The organism is Bacillus sp. NMCN1 (genome assembly GCF_002998085.1).
Taxonomy (GTDB): Bacteria; Bacillota; Bacilli; order Bacillales; family Bacillaceae; genus Bacillus.
Genome location: NZ_PVQL01000004.1, coordinates 209946 through 227678, shown reverse-complemented (window position 1 = coordinate 227678; position 17733 = coordinate 209946). Strand labels below are relative to the sequence as shown.

The 17733-nt window shown below is 44.6% G+C and carries 5 protein-coding genes; all 5 read left to right on the top strand.

What is annotated here, in order from left to right; translation table 11 throughout:
- The first annotated feature begins 20 nt into the window (after positions 1-20).
- Genes C6W21_RS17540 through C6W21_RS17520 form a run of 5 tightly spaced genes read left to right on the top strand, consistent with a single transcriptional unit; the run spans position 21 to position 17716 of the window.
- The gene (locus C6W21_RS17540; protein WP_034664694.1) at positions 21-290 is read left to right on the top strand and encodes an acyl carrier protein; all 270 of its coding nucleotides are present in this window, start codon (positions 21-23) and stop codon (positions 288-290) included.
- Positions 277-1419 (top strand): acyl-CoA dehydrogenase family protein, encoded by a 1143-nt coding sequence (locus C6W21_RS17535; RefSeq protein WP_106051905.1) that lies wholly within the window; start codon positions 277-279, stop codon positions 1417-1419. Before C6W21_RS17540 ends, C6W21_RS17535 begins: the two co-directional genes overlap by 14 nt.
- Before the next feature lie 19 nt (positions 1420-1438).
- A complete protein-coding gene (locus C6W21_RS17530; protein WP_106056792.1) occupies positions 1439-10528 on the top strand; it encodes a hybrid non-ribosomal peptide synthetase/type I polyketide synthase in 9090 nt (3029 codons plus the stop codon).
- A 20-nt stretch (positions 10529-10548) separates the two neighbouring features.
- Complete coding sequence (locus C6W21_RS17525) at positions 10549-13218, top strand: non-ribosomal peptide synthetase (protein WP_106056790.1); 2670 nt, start codon at positions 10549-10551, stop codon at positions 13216-13218.
- Positions 13211-17716 (top strand): SDR family NAD(P)-dependent oxidoreductase, encoded by a 4506-nt coding sequence (locus C6W21_RS17520; protein ID WP_106056788.1) that lies wholly within the window; start codon positions 13211-13213, stop codon positions 17714-17716. Before C6W21_RS17525 ends, C6W21_RS17520 begins: the two co-directional genes overlap by 8 nt.
- Positions 17717-17733 lie beyond the last annotated feature (17 nt).

Genomic DNA, 17733 nt, shown 5'->3' with positions numbered 1-17733 from the left:
AAAAGCGAGGAGATTAAATCATGAACCTACACGAACAAGTAAGAGCCTATATCGAGCAAAACCTAGTGGTATTTGATGAGGAGATTGAGCTTGGAAATGATGATCATATTTTTGAACAAGGTTTTGTCAATTCTCTATTTGCGATGAAACTAGTGAACTATATCGAACATGATTTTCACTTCCAATTAGACAACGAAGACCTCGACATTGCTCATTTTAGTACGGTCAATCGCATTGTCGCCTTAATTGAGAGAAAACAACAGGGGGCGGCTCTTCATGAAAACAGCTGAACAAACGCTCAACGCCATTGAAGAAATACGACAGTATTGCGATGAACATATCCGTCCATTTGCCAATGAATTCGATGAGACAGAACATTTGCCAGAGTCGCTCATTCGAGATATGGCAAAAAGAGGCTACTTGGCAGCAGGTATCCCGTCTTCCTATCAAGGGCTGGGGCTTGATCCAATAGCATATGGACAGTTCACGGAACAAGTGGGGAAAGCTTGCTGTAATGTACGGACATTATTGACAGTGAATTCACTCGTAGGAGAAGCCATTCTTCGTTACGGGACAGAAGACCAAAAACAAGGCTGGCTCGTTGAATTAGCTAAAGGAGAAAAAATCGGTGCCTTTGCTTTGTCAGAGCCGAATATTGGTTCAGATGCCAATCATGTTGAAACAAGCTATCAAAAGAAAGGACAATCCTATGTATTAAATGGGAAGAAAAAGTGGATTTCCTTTGGAGCGATTGCAGATTTCTTTATTGTGATTGCAAGAGACGGTGAACAAGTCACGGCATTCCTTGTCGATCGAGATCAGCCGGGTGTAGAGATTGAGAGAATTACAGGAATGATGGCCAACCGAGCGTCATATTTAGCGGAAATCACCCTCGATCATGTCCAGGTGCATGAAGACTGTGTCTTAGGACCAGTTGGGGGCGGATTTAACCACGTGGTGTCACTCGCATTAGACCATGGAAGATACAGTGTCGCTTGGGCAGGGCTTGCCATTGCACAAGAAGCCGTTGATTCTCTTGTTACGTATTCACGTAAAAGAACACAATTTAATGAGAAATTGTACAAGCATCAAATGATCAAAGGCATGATCGGAGATGCGGTCACCCAGCTCCATGCAGCGAGAGCCTTATGCCTAAAGGCTGGGGAAATGAGAGAAGCGAATCATCCTGATGCGATCACAGAAACATCCATTGCAAAATATTTCACCTCTAAAATCGCTGTTGACATTACAAATACAAATGTCCAAATTCATGGCGGAAGTGGATTTAGCCGGGAAAACTCAGCTTCAAGACTATATCGTGAAGCGAAGGTGCTTGAAATTATTGAAGGGACTTCGCAAATTCAGCAGCAGGTTATTGCTAACTATGGTTTACGCCATTATTTCGTGAAACATTCTTAGAGAGAAAGGAGATGATCCCATGGCTTTACAGCCGCAGAAGCTGGATAAACAGAACATTGAAAATATGTTAGGTATCACTACGATCCAAGAGGGACTGCTGTTTCATCATTTAATGGAGCCGAACGGAACAGCTTATTTTGAACAACTGCTGATCGAAATAGACGGACCGATAGATCGAGACATGTTTGAACAATCATGGATGAATGTCACCAAACAGCATGAAATGCTTAGAACATTGTTCAGATGGCAGGAACTCGCAAGACCAGTACAAATTGTGCTGAAGGAGCATCAGCCAGACATTCGATATCGTGATTTGACACAAGCTAAGGAGCCTCTTCATGTACTGAAAGAGGAGGTGACGGCACAGAACCGAGAAGAACGTTTTGATCTGCAGGAAGTCCCATTTCGACTGACGTTATGTGAAGTGAATGAGGAAGTCAGCTGGGTTCTCATTAGCTTCCATCACATTTTATTGGACGGATGGAGCCTTGGGATTGTATTAAGTGATTGGATGAGTGCATATGAGCGCTTATCGAATGGGGACAAACCTCTTCTTGAACAAAGACCGTCCTACCAGTCATTTGTCAAATGGCAGCAGAAAAACCTTCAACAGACAGAAGCACAAGCCGCCTATTGGAAAAATGTTTTCAACGGCTGGAATTATGCAGAACTGCTTCCGAAGTCAAGCGGCGCATATGAAAATTCAGAAGTTTTTCATCAATATGAACATCAAGTGGATACTTCCATTGCGGAGCGCCTGAGCAAATTCACGAAACAATATGACGTGACGCTGGCATCTGTGATGTATACGCTGTGGGGAGTTTTGCTATCTAAGTATGCCAATCAAGATGATATTGTCTTTGGGACAACAGTATCAGGGAGAAATGCGGATGTTCCACATATTGAAAAGATGACAGGGCTGTTCATTAATACATTACCGCTGCGAGTCTCATTCGAACAGGAGCGGCCGATTCTTGAACAGATGCAGGAAGTGAGCCGTGAGATAGCTGTAAGAAATGAATATGAACATACCCCGCTATCTGACTTAAAGAAATATGCAGGAATGACAGCAGAGCAATCGTTATTTGATTCAATCGTTGTCATTGAAAACTATCCATTAGATCAAATGCTCACGAAAAACGATCAGCCAATTCGTATTCGTGGATTTGAGATGACAGAGCAGACAGAATTCGATCTCACGCTTAGTGTCCAGGCATTTGATGATCAGCTGCACTTTTCATTGGTGTATAACCCTGTCAGCTTTTCAGCTGAACAGATCGAAAAGTGGTGTCAGCATTTTCTTCATCTCCTGTCTGATGCCTGTGCTCATCCGCACAAAACTGCTGCTCAGCTCCAGCTGCTATCAGAAGAAGAGAAAGAAAAGCAGTTAGCGGTCTTTCAGCAATATGGCGGGGCAACATCTAGCCATGAGCCAACGGTGATTGACCTATTTGAAGCACAAGTGGAACGAACGCCAGCGGCAGCCGCAGTTGAGTTTGGCGATACGACGGTTACATATGAACAACTCAACAAGAGAGTGAATCAGCTCGCACATTATTTACAAAACAAAGGAGTCAAACAGGAGCAGCGTGTCGGCATTTTAGCAGAGCATTCCATTGAAATGGTGATAGCATGCTTAGCGATCTTAAAAGCTGGCGGTGCTTACGTGCCGATTGATCCTGAATACCCGCAGGAACGAATAGAATATCTATTAGAAGACAGCGGAGTAGAATGGCTCTTAACCCATCCAATTAAAGGGCTCACCTATGCCTATCATGGAGAAAAAATTGATATCACACAGCCGGATCTATACACCGGACCATCAGACAACTTGGCAGAAGCCATCACCTCAGACCAAACAGCCTACTGCATTTATACATCAGGTACGACAGGAAGACCTAAAGGTGTACTCATTCATCATCTTGGCTTAGCCAACTATATTGATTGGGCGAAACAAGTATATGTTCGAGGAGAAACAAGGCATTTTGCTTTGTATACTTCACTGTCCTTTGACCTGACGGTTACTTCTATTTTCACGCCGCTCATTTCAGGAAACACCATCATGATTTATCACCATGAAAACCGGCAGCTGCTCGTCGAAGACATCATAAAAGATAATCGCGTACATGTGATGAAACTGACACCATCTCATTTACAGTTTATTAAGCATTTGTCTTTCCCAGACAGCCAAATGAAATGCTTCATTTTAGGCGGAGAACAGCTGGAAACATCCTTAGCGAAATCCATTCAGCAGTCCTTCCCGCAGCCAATTGAAATTGTGAATGAATATGGACCAACTGAAACGGTGGTTGGCTGCATGATTCATCGATATGACCAGGATCTTGATCAAGACGTGTATGTACCGATTGGAAAGCCTGCACAGCATACAGATATTCTTCTTTTTGACAGACATATGAATCTCATGCCGGAAGGAACAGTCGGTGAGTTATATATTGGCGGGAAAGGTGTAGCAAAAGGCTATTTGAATCGCCCAGAACTGACCGAAGAAAGGTTTGTCGACCACCCTTTCCAGCCAGATGAAAAAATTTATAAAACAGGTGATGCAGCTCGTATTCTGCCTAATGGGCTCATTCAATTTTTAGGTCGAAATGATGATCAAGTGAAGCTGAGAGGCTATCGTATTGAAACAGGTGAAATTGAATTTTGGCTGAATGAACAGCCAGGAATAAAAGCAGCAGCTGTTGTTGTAAAGCCAGATGCTTCCGGTACACCATGTTTGGCCGCATATGTTGTCACGACAGCCATACTTGATCAAGCTGAAATGAAGCAAGCGTTGTCTGATCAGCTGCCGGATTATATGATCCCAACTCACTTTGTTCAATTGGACGATATGCCGCTGACTGCCAATGGCAAACTAGATAAACGAGCTTTACCTGCTTTGAAACAGGCGCAGCAAACGAAAAAACAGGCGGGCGCTGACCATCTTTCTGATACTGAGAAAGTCATTCAAGACATTTGGAAAAAAGTCCTCGGCTTAGATGAGGTAAGTGTTCATGACAAATTCTTTGACATTGGCGGGCATTCACTCAACTTAATCCACGTCAATCAACAGCTCGCTAAGCAATTGAATCAAAGCATTCCAATGGTCGAAATGTTCCGCCGTCCAACGATTAGAGAGCTTGCCGCATATTTAACCGGCGATTCAGAGCAGGTAGCGGCAGGCACGCAGCCTGCGAAACAAAAGACAAGAAAAGCCAATGAGCCGATTGCCATTATTGGAATGGCCGGTAAATTCCCTGGTGCGAAAAATGTTGAGGCATTTTGGCGAAATTTGAAGAATGGAGAAGAATCGATTTCCTTCTTTTCCGATGAAGAACTGCTTGAAGCTGGTATTGACCGTCAAACCTTCGAACGATCCGATTATGTAAGGGCAAAAGGTGTCATTGATGGACCTGATTTATTTGATGCATCCTTCTTCGGCTATTCGCCAGGTCAGGCAGAAATGATGGATCCTCAAATACGCCTCCTGCATGAATACGCATATAAGGCGCTGGAAGATGCGGGGTATGTGCAGGAAGATTATACGGGGAAGGTCGGGTTGTTTACTGGATCCACATCGAACTTTCAATGGATTCAGCGTTTTGCAGCTTCCCTTGACAGCAGCATGTCAGAGCTGTTTGAAGTGGGTTCACTCAATGATACGTATACCGTAAGTACAAGAATTGCCCATAAATTGAATTTGAAAGGACCGGCGCTCACGCTGCAAACCGCTTGTTCGACTTCTTTGGTCGCCTTGCATTTGGCCTGTCAATCCATTGCAAATGGTGATTCAGATGTAGCACTTGCGGGAGGTGTGTCGATCCTGCACCCAGTGAAATCAGGCTACGTTTATCAGCAGAACATGGTGAAATCAAGCGATGGCCATTGCCGCGCCTTTGACGATCAAGCAGATGGAACGGTTGGCGGAGATGGTGTTGGTCTTGTTGCTTTAAAAGCACTGAGTGAAGCCATAGAAGATGGTGACCATATTTATGCGGTCATTAAAGGCTCTGCCATCAACAATGATGGTGATCAAAAGGTTGGTTTCAATGCTCCAAGCGTTGAAGGACAGACACGTGTCATTCAGGATGCCCTGCATCAAGCAGATGTTTCACCAGATACGATTGAGTATGTAGAAACACATGGAACTGGCACATCACTTGGTGATCCGATTGAAATAGAGGCGCTCACAAAGGCTTTCAACACAGAGAAAAAACAATTTTGCCGTATTGGGTCTGTGAAAACAAATATTGGACATTTAGATGCAGCGGCAGGAGCAGCTGGCTTGATCAAAGCTGTGCTTTCGCTTCAGCATCACACATTTGTACCTAGTCTTCACTTCAAAAAAGCCAATGAAAACATTGCATTTGAGCATAGCCCTTTCTTTGTCAACACTGAGCTGACCGACTGGAAGCAGCCAGCTTCACATTTGCGCCGGGCAGGGGTGAGCTCATTTGGAATGGGTGGAACCAATGCACATGTCATATTAGAAGAAACACCACAAAGAGATCGTCAGCAAATGCCTCGTTCTGCTGAGCTGCTTGTTCTTTCAGCAAAGAGCAAAACGAGCTTGGAACGGATGAAAGACCAACTCGTAAACCAAATAGAAAACACGCCTTCTATCAATTTGGCAGACGCAGCTTATACTCTGCAAACAGGAAGACAATCCTTTGGTTTCCGTCAGGCATTTGTTGCGGCAAGCAGAGAAGATGCTCTAAGAGTATTAACAGAAAAGCAAGGCAAAGGCATTGGAAAGCTCATGCATTCGCATGTGGAGAAACAAAAGATTATTTTTATGTTTTCTGGACAAGGCAATCAATATCTCAATTTGGGTTTAGATTTGTACCGGGAAGAGCCTTACTTTAAGAAGCAAATGGATGCTTGTTTTCAAGCATATGAAGAAGCAGCGGGGCGAAGTCTTGCCCGTATTCTTTACCCATTAGCGGCTGAAACAGAAAAGGCGCGCGAAAAATTGGCAAGTACTCAATATGCACAGCCAGCCATTTTTGCCATTGAATATGCCTTATCCATGCTCTTCATTGAATGGGGGATTCGTCCTGATGCAATGATCGGCTATAGCTTTGGCGAATTAACGGCAGCCGCTATATCAGGGTTATTCAGCTTAAAGGACGCAATGTCCATGGTCGCCTATCGTGCGAACGCTATGCAATCGTCACCAGCTGGCGTCATGATGAGTGTTCCATTACCTGAGGCAGAGCTAAAACCGATGCTTCCAAAAGATATTTCTCTCGCGGTTGTCAATGATTCTTCATGTATCGTGTCAGGTCTAGAAGAGGCGATAAGTGAATTTGAACAAGAGCTGAAAAGCAACAGATTGATGTGTATGCGGTTAGGTGGAACCATTGCTGCCCACTCACATGTCATGAAGGAGGCAGCGGAGCAATTCGGAGAAAAATTAAAGCATATGAAAGCCAAGTCGCTTCGTATTCCATTCATTTCGAATTTGTCAGGAGATTGGATGACAGATACGAGTGCGAAAGAGATGTCTTATTGGAAAAGGCATATGACCGATACAGTTCGCTTTGCTGAAGGCATCACAAATATTTTACAAGAGGACAATATTCAATTAATTGAGATTGGACCAGGGCAAGATTTAAGCGTGATGGTCAACCGGTCGCTGAACGGCTTGAATCAGCATGTATGTCATGTGCTCAGACATGCAAAACAAGATGTGACGGATACTGAATTTTTACTTGGTCAAATTGGCCGTCTATGGACAAACGGATTATCCATCGATTGGGACAGGTTCCATCTAAACCGTCAGCCGCGGAAAATGCCGCTCCCAACGTATGCGTTTGATCAAACCTCCTATTGGTATGATGCCGCAGATCGTGTAGAGCACGAAAAACCAAAGCAGTCTGGACGAAAGCAGCAAATGGATGAATGGTTCTATACCCCTCATTGGGAAGCGGATCTTTTACCTTGCGTGCCATCAGAAGATGCGTCTGGCGGAGCCTTGCTGTTGTTTGCAGATCCATCTGCTTTCGGAGAGAAGGTTGCAGCTGAGCTCCTGACGAAACGGAACGAGTTCGTAGTGGTTCATAAAGGAAATGAATTTACGAAGCATGACGAAAAAAGCTATACCATTCGGTCATATGAGCCATCTGATTATGAAAGGCTCATATCAAATCTGGCAGATGACGAAATCAACGTGTCAGAAGTTTTCCATCTATGGGGGCTTTCAGAACGACAGCCATCTCACACGGAAGAAGAATGGGTGAAGCAAACGCAGCAAGATGCTTATTACTCCTTGCTTTATATCGGCCAGGCATTGAAAAAATATGTTTTGGACCAAAAGGTATCGATTACAGTTCTTTCCTCATTGACGTATGCCGTTGGCGGGGAGCCTGTACTTTATCCTGAAAAAGCGATCCATCTAGGACCTGCCATGGTTATTTCACAAGAAACACCGAACTTGCGTTACCGCATTCTTGATATTGATCGCCCGGTGGAAAATGGGGTTCAGGAAAAAAGATTGCTGAAGCAAATAAGCGATGAGCTAGATCGAGCGTATGGACAGCTTCTCACGGTCTATCGGCGAAATAAACGATATGTGAAAAAGTATGCGAAAGGTTCAGTTCCCGAAACTGGACATGCTCATTTAGCTAAAAAAGATGGGGTATACATTTTAATTGGTGGACTTGGGTTTATTGGATTGAATATCGCCCAGACTTTAGCTGAGCAAACGCAGGGAACATTGATCTTAACGAGCAGATCTGGACTCCCTGATAGAAGCAGATGGCAAGAATGGCTGTCTACGCATGATGAACAGGATCCAACAAAGAGAAAAATACAAAAGGTAATGGCACTGGAAGAGACGGGCGCAGACGTTCTCATACAGAAAGTAGATGTTCGTCACAAGGAAGATATCCAGCAATTGATCAACACAGTGGATGCGTCATATGGACAGATCGACGGTGTGATTTATGCAGCTGGAGTGACAGGCGACCAATCTTTCCGGGTGATGGAGCAAACAGATGTCACATTTTCGGAGCCGCATTTTGAAGCGAAGATGAATGGTGTACATCATCTTGATGCCGCCTTAGGTGATCGATCCCTTGATTTCTGTTTTGTCCTGTCATCTTTGTCACCGATCTTGGGCGGGCTCGGTTTTACAGCCTATACAGCTGTGAATCATTTCATCGATGCGTACGTGTATGAACGCAATCTACGTTCAGAAACACAGTGGTCTGTCATTAGCTTTGACGGCTGGGAATTTGAGCAGGGGAAGCAGCTCGATCTTCCAATCGGAGATGATGTTACCGAAACGTTAATTACAGAAAAAGAAGGAAGAATGATCTTTGAACGATTGCTTTCACTGGATCAAGTGGAACAAATGGTTATTTCGACAACCTCTTTACATGACCGTATTCACCGATATGTAGACCGTTTATCTCGTGAAGAAGAGAGCGGCGGAGAGCATGTACAAGATGGAAACTTGTATTCTCGGCCAGCGCTTTCAACGAATTATGCGGCACCTGAAACGGAGCTGGAGAAGGAATTAAGTCAACATTGGCAAGCATTCTTTAAAATTGATGAAATTGGCATAGATGATCATTTCTTTGAAATGGGTGGAGATTCTCTAAAGGCGATTACCTTCATTGGCATCATTCATCGTGCATTTAGTGTAGAGCTGACGCTGCCACAATTTTTCCAAATACCTACGATACGATTAATGGCAGCATATATCGACCAAGCAGATACTGCTGCTTATCATGCGATTGAAAAAGCCGAAGTGAAGGAGCATTATCCTCTGTCGTCTGCGCAAAAACGGTTGTATCTCATGCAGCAAATGGATGTAAACAGCACAGGATACAACGAGTTTAAAGCGGGACGAATCAAAGGAAAGCTTGATATCAGCAGATTGGAATGGGCATTTCAGCAGCTCATTAAGAGACACGAAAGCTTGCGGACAGCGTTTGTACTAGAGAATGGCGTCCCTTATCAAAAGATTGAAGAAGAGGTACCCTTTGCAGTCAGATTGTTTGACCTCACAAAGGGATCGACACAAGGATCTGAGGAAGGTCAGAAACAAGTGATTGAACAATTTTTGACTGCCTTTACGTTAAGTGAGGCTCCATTGATGAGAGTCGGTGTGATGAAGCTGGCAGAAGAGGAATTCGTGCTCATGCTGGACATGCATCACATTATCTCAGACGGTCTTTCTCAAGATATTTTGGTCAACGATTTTATGCAGTTATATGACGGCAGGACGCTTGAGCCCCTCGCTCTGCAATATAAAGATTTTTCAGAATGGCAAAATGACATGCTTGCGTCTGAAGCACTGAAAGATTCGAGTGATTACTGGAAAAACCGGTTAGAGGGTGCTCCGCTACTTGATCTGCCAACAGATTTCGACCGGCCAGAGGTGAGACAATTCCGCGGCGGACATTATACATTCCGTATAGAAGAAGCGGAGCTGAACGCGTTTAAGCAGGTGATTTTAAAGGAAGACGCTACGCTGTTTATGGGTCTGTTAAGTGTATATCAGATTTTGCTTCATAAATTAAGCGGACAATCAGATATCACGGTCGGTGTTCCGGTAGCAGGCAGAAAACAAGAGGAGCTGCAGCAAGTCATCGGTATCTTTGTCAATATGCTGCCACTTCGTTTATATCCTAAAGCAGAGCTAACGTACCAGCAATTCCTACAGGATGTGAAGGCACATGTCATCGGTGATTTCGGACATCAAGAATATCAATATGAACAAATGGTACAAGACCTCCAATTAAGCCGGAGTGTCAGCCGGAATCTATTGTTTGATGCTGTGTTTGCCTTGCAAAATATGAATCAGCCAGAACTGAAGGTAGGCGGTTTAACCTTTAGTGATTATCCGTATGAGACAGGAACGTCGAGATTTGATTTACTCTGGATTGCGTATGAACAGGAAGACGGTCTTTCTTCAACGATTGAATATAATACCGAGCTTTTCACAGAGGAAACCATAGAGCGGATTGCCGGCTTGCTGAAAGACATCATGCGGGCTGTTTCAGCAGATGCTGTGAGAATAGAGGAAATCGAACTGACTTCTTCATTCAAGCAATTAGACGACGTATCTCTTTTCGAATTAGATGACTTAAAAATATAAGTAAAGAGGTGAATGGAAGAGTGATTGAACATGATGATTTTCAACTGAAAGCAGCGGCGAAGGAAAGGGCGTTAGAAAGAGCCTACTGGACATCTGTCTTATCAGGTGTCCAACTGGATGGCCGTATTCCTCATACGGTTTCACAAGCCCATTCTGCTGCAATGAACCGATCGCTTCATTCGTCCTTCCCGGTGGCTATGAACCATTCGTTAAAGCAATTATGTGGAAATTCTGATTTGCGCCTGTTTATCGTGCTGACCACAGCTGCTTTTGGCTTGCTTCAACGTTATAGCGGAAAAACTGAGTTGATGGTGACTGTTCCTACAATGGAACAGTCTGCCAATCAATCAGCCATTAATCATATGCTGCCGCTTAAGGCAGAGATAGAGCCTCATATGAGCTTTAGTGCAGGGCTAGAGGCTGTGAAACAATCGTTTCAGGAGGCAGTGCGTCATCAAAACTATCCTGTTCATATTTTAATGGATGAGCTTTGGCATTCAGTAGGAGATGACAAGAAGCGTGTCAATCTGGCATGTGCGTTTGAGACATTGCATGGGCATGCTGACCGAGAGCAGCTGCATGCGGATGTGCTCATTGTTTGGAAGAAAGAACAAGATCACCTTCATACTGAAGTTCATTGGGATGCTTCCATTTATGACGATCAAATGATGGAGCAGTTCTCCAGACATTTCATGACACTCACAGAGCAATGTCTCAAAACGCCTGAACAAGCGATGAGCACACACTCATTTTTATCTGATATGGAGAAAAGTCAGCTGTTTGATTCGTTTCAAGGAGAGTCGCTCGCTTATCCAGTGGATCGTGATATTGTGTCGTTATTTCAAGAACAAGTCCAATTGCATCCAGCACGAACGGCCGTTGTGTTTGGCACCACCTCCTATACATATGAAGAGGTAGATGATTTATCGGATCGCATTGCGCTTAGACTGTCTCAAAGTGAGATGACACGTGAGACTCCAGTTGGTCTCAGAATGAACCGGTCCGCTGAACTGGTCATTGCCATTCTTGGCATCTTAAAGGCTGGCTATGCTTATTTACCGATTGATGTCCATCTGCCGATTGAAAGAATTCGGTATATGCTCAAAAACAGCGGCGCTGCAGCTATTGTCTCGGATGCAGAAGGACATGAAGGATTGGATGTCGAGGTTCATGTGATTCAATACATGCTTCAAGAATCACCAATAAAAGAGAATCTGACTTGGTCTATCTTGCCTTCGGATATGGCGTATGTCCTGTATACATCAGGTACGACAGGGCATCCGAAAGGAGTCGTTATTGAACATCGTCATGTCATTAATTTGGTATATGGGATGAAAACGCGCTTTTTTGACCTGCTCCCTGATCCTTTGCAAGTAGGGATGCTGGCTTCACACATTTTTGATGCGTCTGTTCAAACATTGTTCCCGGCATTGCTCCTCGGGCATACGCTGCATATTGCCAAAGATGAAGTCCGTATGGATGGGCATGCGTTATGGTCGTTTTACCAAGAAAACCACATTCAGCTGTCAGATGTGACACCCTCTCATCTAAAGCTGATGAACAAGGCAGCAGGGCAATCGAAACAAGATCTGCCTGCTTTGAACATGCTGCTGGTGGGCGGAGAGGTGTTCACAAAAGAGCTGATGGATCAATTTTTACAGCATGTATTAGGTGAAAAACCGATCATGATTAATGCGTATGGGCCGACTGAATGTACGGTACAGTCATCATCCTTTTTGATTCCACATGACTGGGACGAACAAGTCATTCCTATTGGGCAGCCGATGCCGAATGAGCATATTTTCATATGTGACGCGCAAGGGGAGCCAGTTCCGATTGGCGTCTTTGGCGAACTATATATAGCAGGCGATGGTGTAGGTCGTGGGTACATCAATCACCCTGATCTGAGCAAGGAGAAATTTATCAAAAAACCAGAGCTGAGCAGCGGGTTGTTATACGGTACGGGAGACCTTGCACGATGGCGGTTTGATGGATTGATAGAATTTGCTAAAAGAAACGATGGCCAAGTGAAAATCAGAGGATATCGAATTGAGCTCGAGGAGATCCGCAGAGCCATTCTTGATGACCCGAACATGCAAGGACTGATTCAAGATGTCATTGTCATTCCTAAGGAAACAAAGGATCAGGACCAATACATTTGCGCATATATGATGGCAAAACAAGCGATAGATCAGCGTGTGCTTCGTCAGTCTTTAAGTGAAAGATTACCAGGTTATATGGTGCCGAGGCATGTCATTCAAATAGAGCAATTTCCTTTGAATCTATCAGGGAAATTGGATATCCAAGCACTGCCGAGTCCAGAAGATCAGGCGGCAGACAATCAAGAGCCGTTGACCATTCAAGCCCATAATGAAACAGAGCAGAAGCTTGTTCGCATTTTCGCATCTATTTTACAAGTCCCTGCTTCTCACATTCGATTAGATGAACCGTTTTTCGATTTAGGCGGGAACTCTTTTAATATCGTTGAGCTGTCCAATAAAGTGAAAGAGGAATTTCAGCAGGAGCTGACAGTGATGGAGCTGTTCCAATATACAACTGTTTCGCAAATAGCTGCTCAATTAAAAAACAAAGCATCAGGGCAAGAGAAACAAATGGAAGATGATGGAGAAAATGAAGCGGATGACTTAGAAAGTGCCGCACAACTGTTAGGCGGGATGATAGATGAGTAAGTTCACAGGATTAGAGGTTGCAGTGGTTGGGATGGCCTGCCGTTTTCCGGGAGCAAAGAATATTCATCACTTTTGGGACAACCTTGCAAATGGAAGAGAGTCCATTACGTTCTTTTCGAAGGAAGAGCTGCTTGAGGCAGGGGTTGAGAAAGAAGCATTAGACCATGAGCAGTATGTACGTGCCAAAGGAGCAGTAGATCAGCATGATCACTTTGATGCGGATTTCTTTGGTTATTCACAGCGTGAGGCAGAAGTAATGGACCCGCAGATCCGCATGTTTCATGAGGTGGCGTGGGAATCCCTTGAAGATGCAGGCTATAACCCTGAAACCTATCAGGAGCCGATTGGTTTATTTGGAGCTGCTTCTGCTAATTTATTTTGGCAAGCTGCTTCCATGCTGATGAGAACGAATCACTCATCTGAACAATTTGCGGCTGTTCAGTTAACAGATAAAGATTTCATGAATACAAAGGTATCCTACAAATTGAATTTGAAGGGACCGAGCGTAGCTGTTGATACAGCTTGTTCCTCCTCTTTGACTGCCATTCATATGGCGGCGCGCGCCCTGATTACTGGAGAATGTAAAATGGCACTCGCCGGCGGCGTCACCATTACGACCCCTCACAAAAAAGGATACATGTATCAAGAGGGCATGATCATGTCGCCGGATGGGCACTGCCGGGCTTTTGATGAACAGGCAGAAGGAACCGTTGGCGGTGAGGGCTGTGGAGTTGTTGTGCTCAAATCATTAAAGCAGGCACTAAAGGATAAGGACCATATCTATGGCGTGATTAAAGGTTCAGCCTATAACAATGACGGCGGGCGGAAAGTTGGCTACACAGCACCAAGTATAGAAGGACAAAGCGAAGTGATTAAAAAGGCGCTCAACATCAGTCGTGTAGAAGCTGAGAGTATATCTTATATTGAAGCACATGGCACAGGTACGACTCTTGGAGATCCAGTTGAAATTGAATCACTTAAGCAAGCTTTTCAAACGGATAAAAAACAGTTTTGTGCGATTGGGTCTGTGAAAACCAATATTGGTCATCTTGACTCAGCCGCAGGGATTGCAGGTTTTATCAAGACAACGCTTAGTCTGTACCATCAGATACTGCCGCCTAGCCTTCATTATAAAAAAACGAATCCGAAAATTGATTTTGAATCAAGCCCATTTTATGTAAATACAACACCCGTACCATGGACGAAACCAGAGCAGCCGCTGCGTGCCGGGGTCAGTTCATTTGGAGTTGGTGGAACGAATGTACACCTGATCATGGAAGAGGCACCCGCCGCCGACAAACCGTCAGTAGAAAGAGATCATGAACTAATGGTGATTTCGGCACGATCGAAGCAAGCGGTTCAAACGTCTGCTGAACAAATGACATCTTATTTAAAAGAACAAAAGCATGTCACGCTATCCGATGCTGCCTTTACCCTGCAAGAGGGACGAAAGCATTTTCCTTATCGACAAGCTTTTCTTGCAAGTCCGGGCCGCACATTCCAGTCAGCCGGACAGCCGCAAAAGGCCTTTCAACAGCCTGCAGTCGTTTGGATGTTTTCTGGACAAGGTGCTCAGTATGTGAATATGGGCAAGGATTTATATGAGAAAGACCTTGAATTTAAACAAATGCTTCAGAAATGTTTTGCCATCATTTTATCCTTATCAGGTGTTGAGATCGAGAACGTCTTATATCCAACAACCGAAGAAGAGTTCATAAAAGCAGAACAACTCATGCAGCAAACATCATATACACAAATCATCTTGTTTAGTTTTGAGTATGCGCTCGCATCGAAGCTGATGGGACTAGGCATACGTCCGCATTATTTCATTGGTCATAGTATTGGAGAAATTACGGCTGCCTGCGTGGCCGGTATGATCAACCTTGAAGATGCCATCCGGATCGTTTTAAAAAGAGGCAGTTTGATGCAAAAAATGCCTCCAGGTGAAATGGCCGGAGTGTCACTCCCTGCCGAAGAGATTGAACATGATCTTCCAGAAGGTGTCGAGCTTTCTGCGGTGAATAGCTCACAATTATCCGTTGTTTCCGGTCCTTCAGAACAGTTACAGATCTACCTCGCACAAGCTGAAAAAAGAGGAGCTTCTGTCCAAAAGCTGAAAACCTCTCACGCCTTTCATACAAGTATGATGGCTGAAGCGTCCAAACAGTTTAAGGACGTTCTCTCAGAGATCACCTATCAGCAGGGCAAGGTACCGATTCTTTCGAATGTGACAGGCAGCTGGTTAACAAATGAGCAAGCCTTATCGCCTGATTACTGGGCATCTCATATTAGGCAGCCTGTTTTATTTAGTCAAGGATTAGAGACGTTACTTGGACTCGGAGAAGTGGTTTTCATTGAAGTGGGGCCAGGTCATACGTTGACTCAATTTGTGAGACGACATGATGACTATGATGTGAACAAAGCAGCGGCTGTTTCATTGGTGCGACATCCAAAAGAACAAGCTGCTGATGATGAATATATGAAAAAGGCCATAGGGAAGCTTTGGACTTTCGGAGTGGAACCGAACTGGAGCGCTGTCAGAAAAGAAAAGGCCCCATATCGAGTGTCACTGCCAACATATCCATTTGAGCATCAAATATTCCCCTCTCCGCAGTTTAAAGCGGATCAGCTGATGACCGCTTTAGCGCCATCAGAAAAGGGGGAGAAACTCTCCGCTGATTTTCAAGACTGGTTTTACATTCCGGTATGGGAGCGCTCTACACCTGTACTAAAAGAGCAGCATCATCAAGGGAAGCGTATCTTGGTTTTTGAGAAAAATGGCCATATTGGCGCCTATTTGAAAGAGCGGCATGCAGAGGTTGTCAGCGTCTGTCAAAGTGATCATACGATCAAAGAAAATGACCAGTTGATGAAGGCTGACGTTCATATGCTGTCACACTTAGAGTGGGTGATGGCTGAACTGCAGCAATCTGGATTTATACCGGAAGAGATCATCTGGATGCATGATGAACTAACAGAAGATACCGATGATCAGCCAAACTACTTATCTGTGCTCGATCTCGTCAGGCTGATCAGCCAGCATCATAACACAACCTTGCGTCTTCATCTCGTGACAAACCAAGCGCATGATGTAATCGGGATGGAGAAGGTCAATCCTCTTCAAGCAACATGTACTGGACTAGCTCTGACCATTCCTCAAGAATATCAGCATATTGCGTGTCAGCACATTGATTTATGTCAGGAAACAAAGGCGGATTGGCCGCTCTTTCTTTCATACGAGGTTGCAATGCACGATCAAGATGCGGTCGTGGCGTATCGGGTGAACAGCAGGTGGGTTCGAAAAGCTTCAAGCACATCTTTAAGCAAAGAGGAATCGTCCAAGCAGGCTTTCAGGACTCATGGTGTTTACCTCCTGACCGGCGGTATGGGGGGCATTGGCTTCACACTAGCTCAACATTTAGCAGAAACGTATCAAGCGAAACTTGTGTTCATGAGCCGAGTACAAATACGTGAACGCTCTGCATGGCAGGAGCTGCGTGATGCAGATGGGAAAGAAGCTGAGACCGTGAAAAAGCTGATGACTCTTGAAGAGTTAGGAGCTGATGTACAAACTGTACACGGTGATGTGTCAGATAAAGACGCTGTGCAGAAAGCAGTCCAGCTGGCTCATACGTCATTTGGTGATTTACACGGTGTCATTCATGCGGCAGGAGAGGCAGATGGGAAGATCATCCAAGCAAGAACAGCAGACGATGAAATTCGCATGTGTCAGGCAAAAATCAACGGGACCTACGTGCTGAATGAAGCACTCAAGGATGAAACGCTTGACTTCTTTTTGCTTTGTTCCTCCCTAGTGTCCTTTCTTGGAGCGGCTGGACAAGTGGCTTATGCGGCTTCCAATGCTTTTATGGACAGCTTTGCTCATGCGAAGAGGCAGGAAGGGAAGCCAGTGATTTCTTTAAACTGGGATCGCTGGGAAAAAGTCGGTATGGCACACGACTCAGCATTGGCTGCCAAAGTCAATGACATGATGGCACTTGAGGAGCAGGTGGGAATTTCGCCAGAACAAGGGATAAAGGCCTTCCAGGAAGTGCTGCGTCTAGATTATCCGCAAATTCTTGTTTCCGTTCAGGACATGGGTGAGAGAATGAAACATCGCTTAACACCTATGCAGCAGGAAGAAGAGCCGTCTCAACAAATAGCGCAGGTCATAGATGATCGTCTAGAAGCATCATTGAGTGATGTACTTAGCTCCTTTTTTCCTCATGAGCCGGATGTGAATGAGAATTTCTTTGAAATGGGTGCGACATCCCTTGATTTGCTGCAGATGAGCGGTCATATTAAATCAGTTTATGGTATAGAGGTTCCGGTGGTCATGATGTATAGCCACCCGACCATCGCGTCATTGGCTGCCGAACTGAAGAAGATACATGGGGTAAAGGAAGAAAAGCAAGCTGTCACTGAATCATCTAATCTCCGTAAACAGGCGATGGCAGATGGGAAAAACCGCCGTAAACAGAGATTAAAACGAAAATAGATGGGAGAAATGCAGCG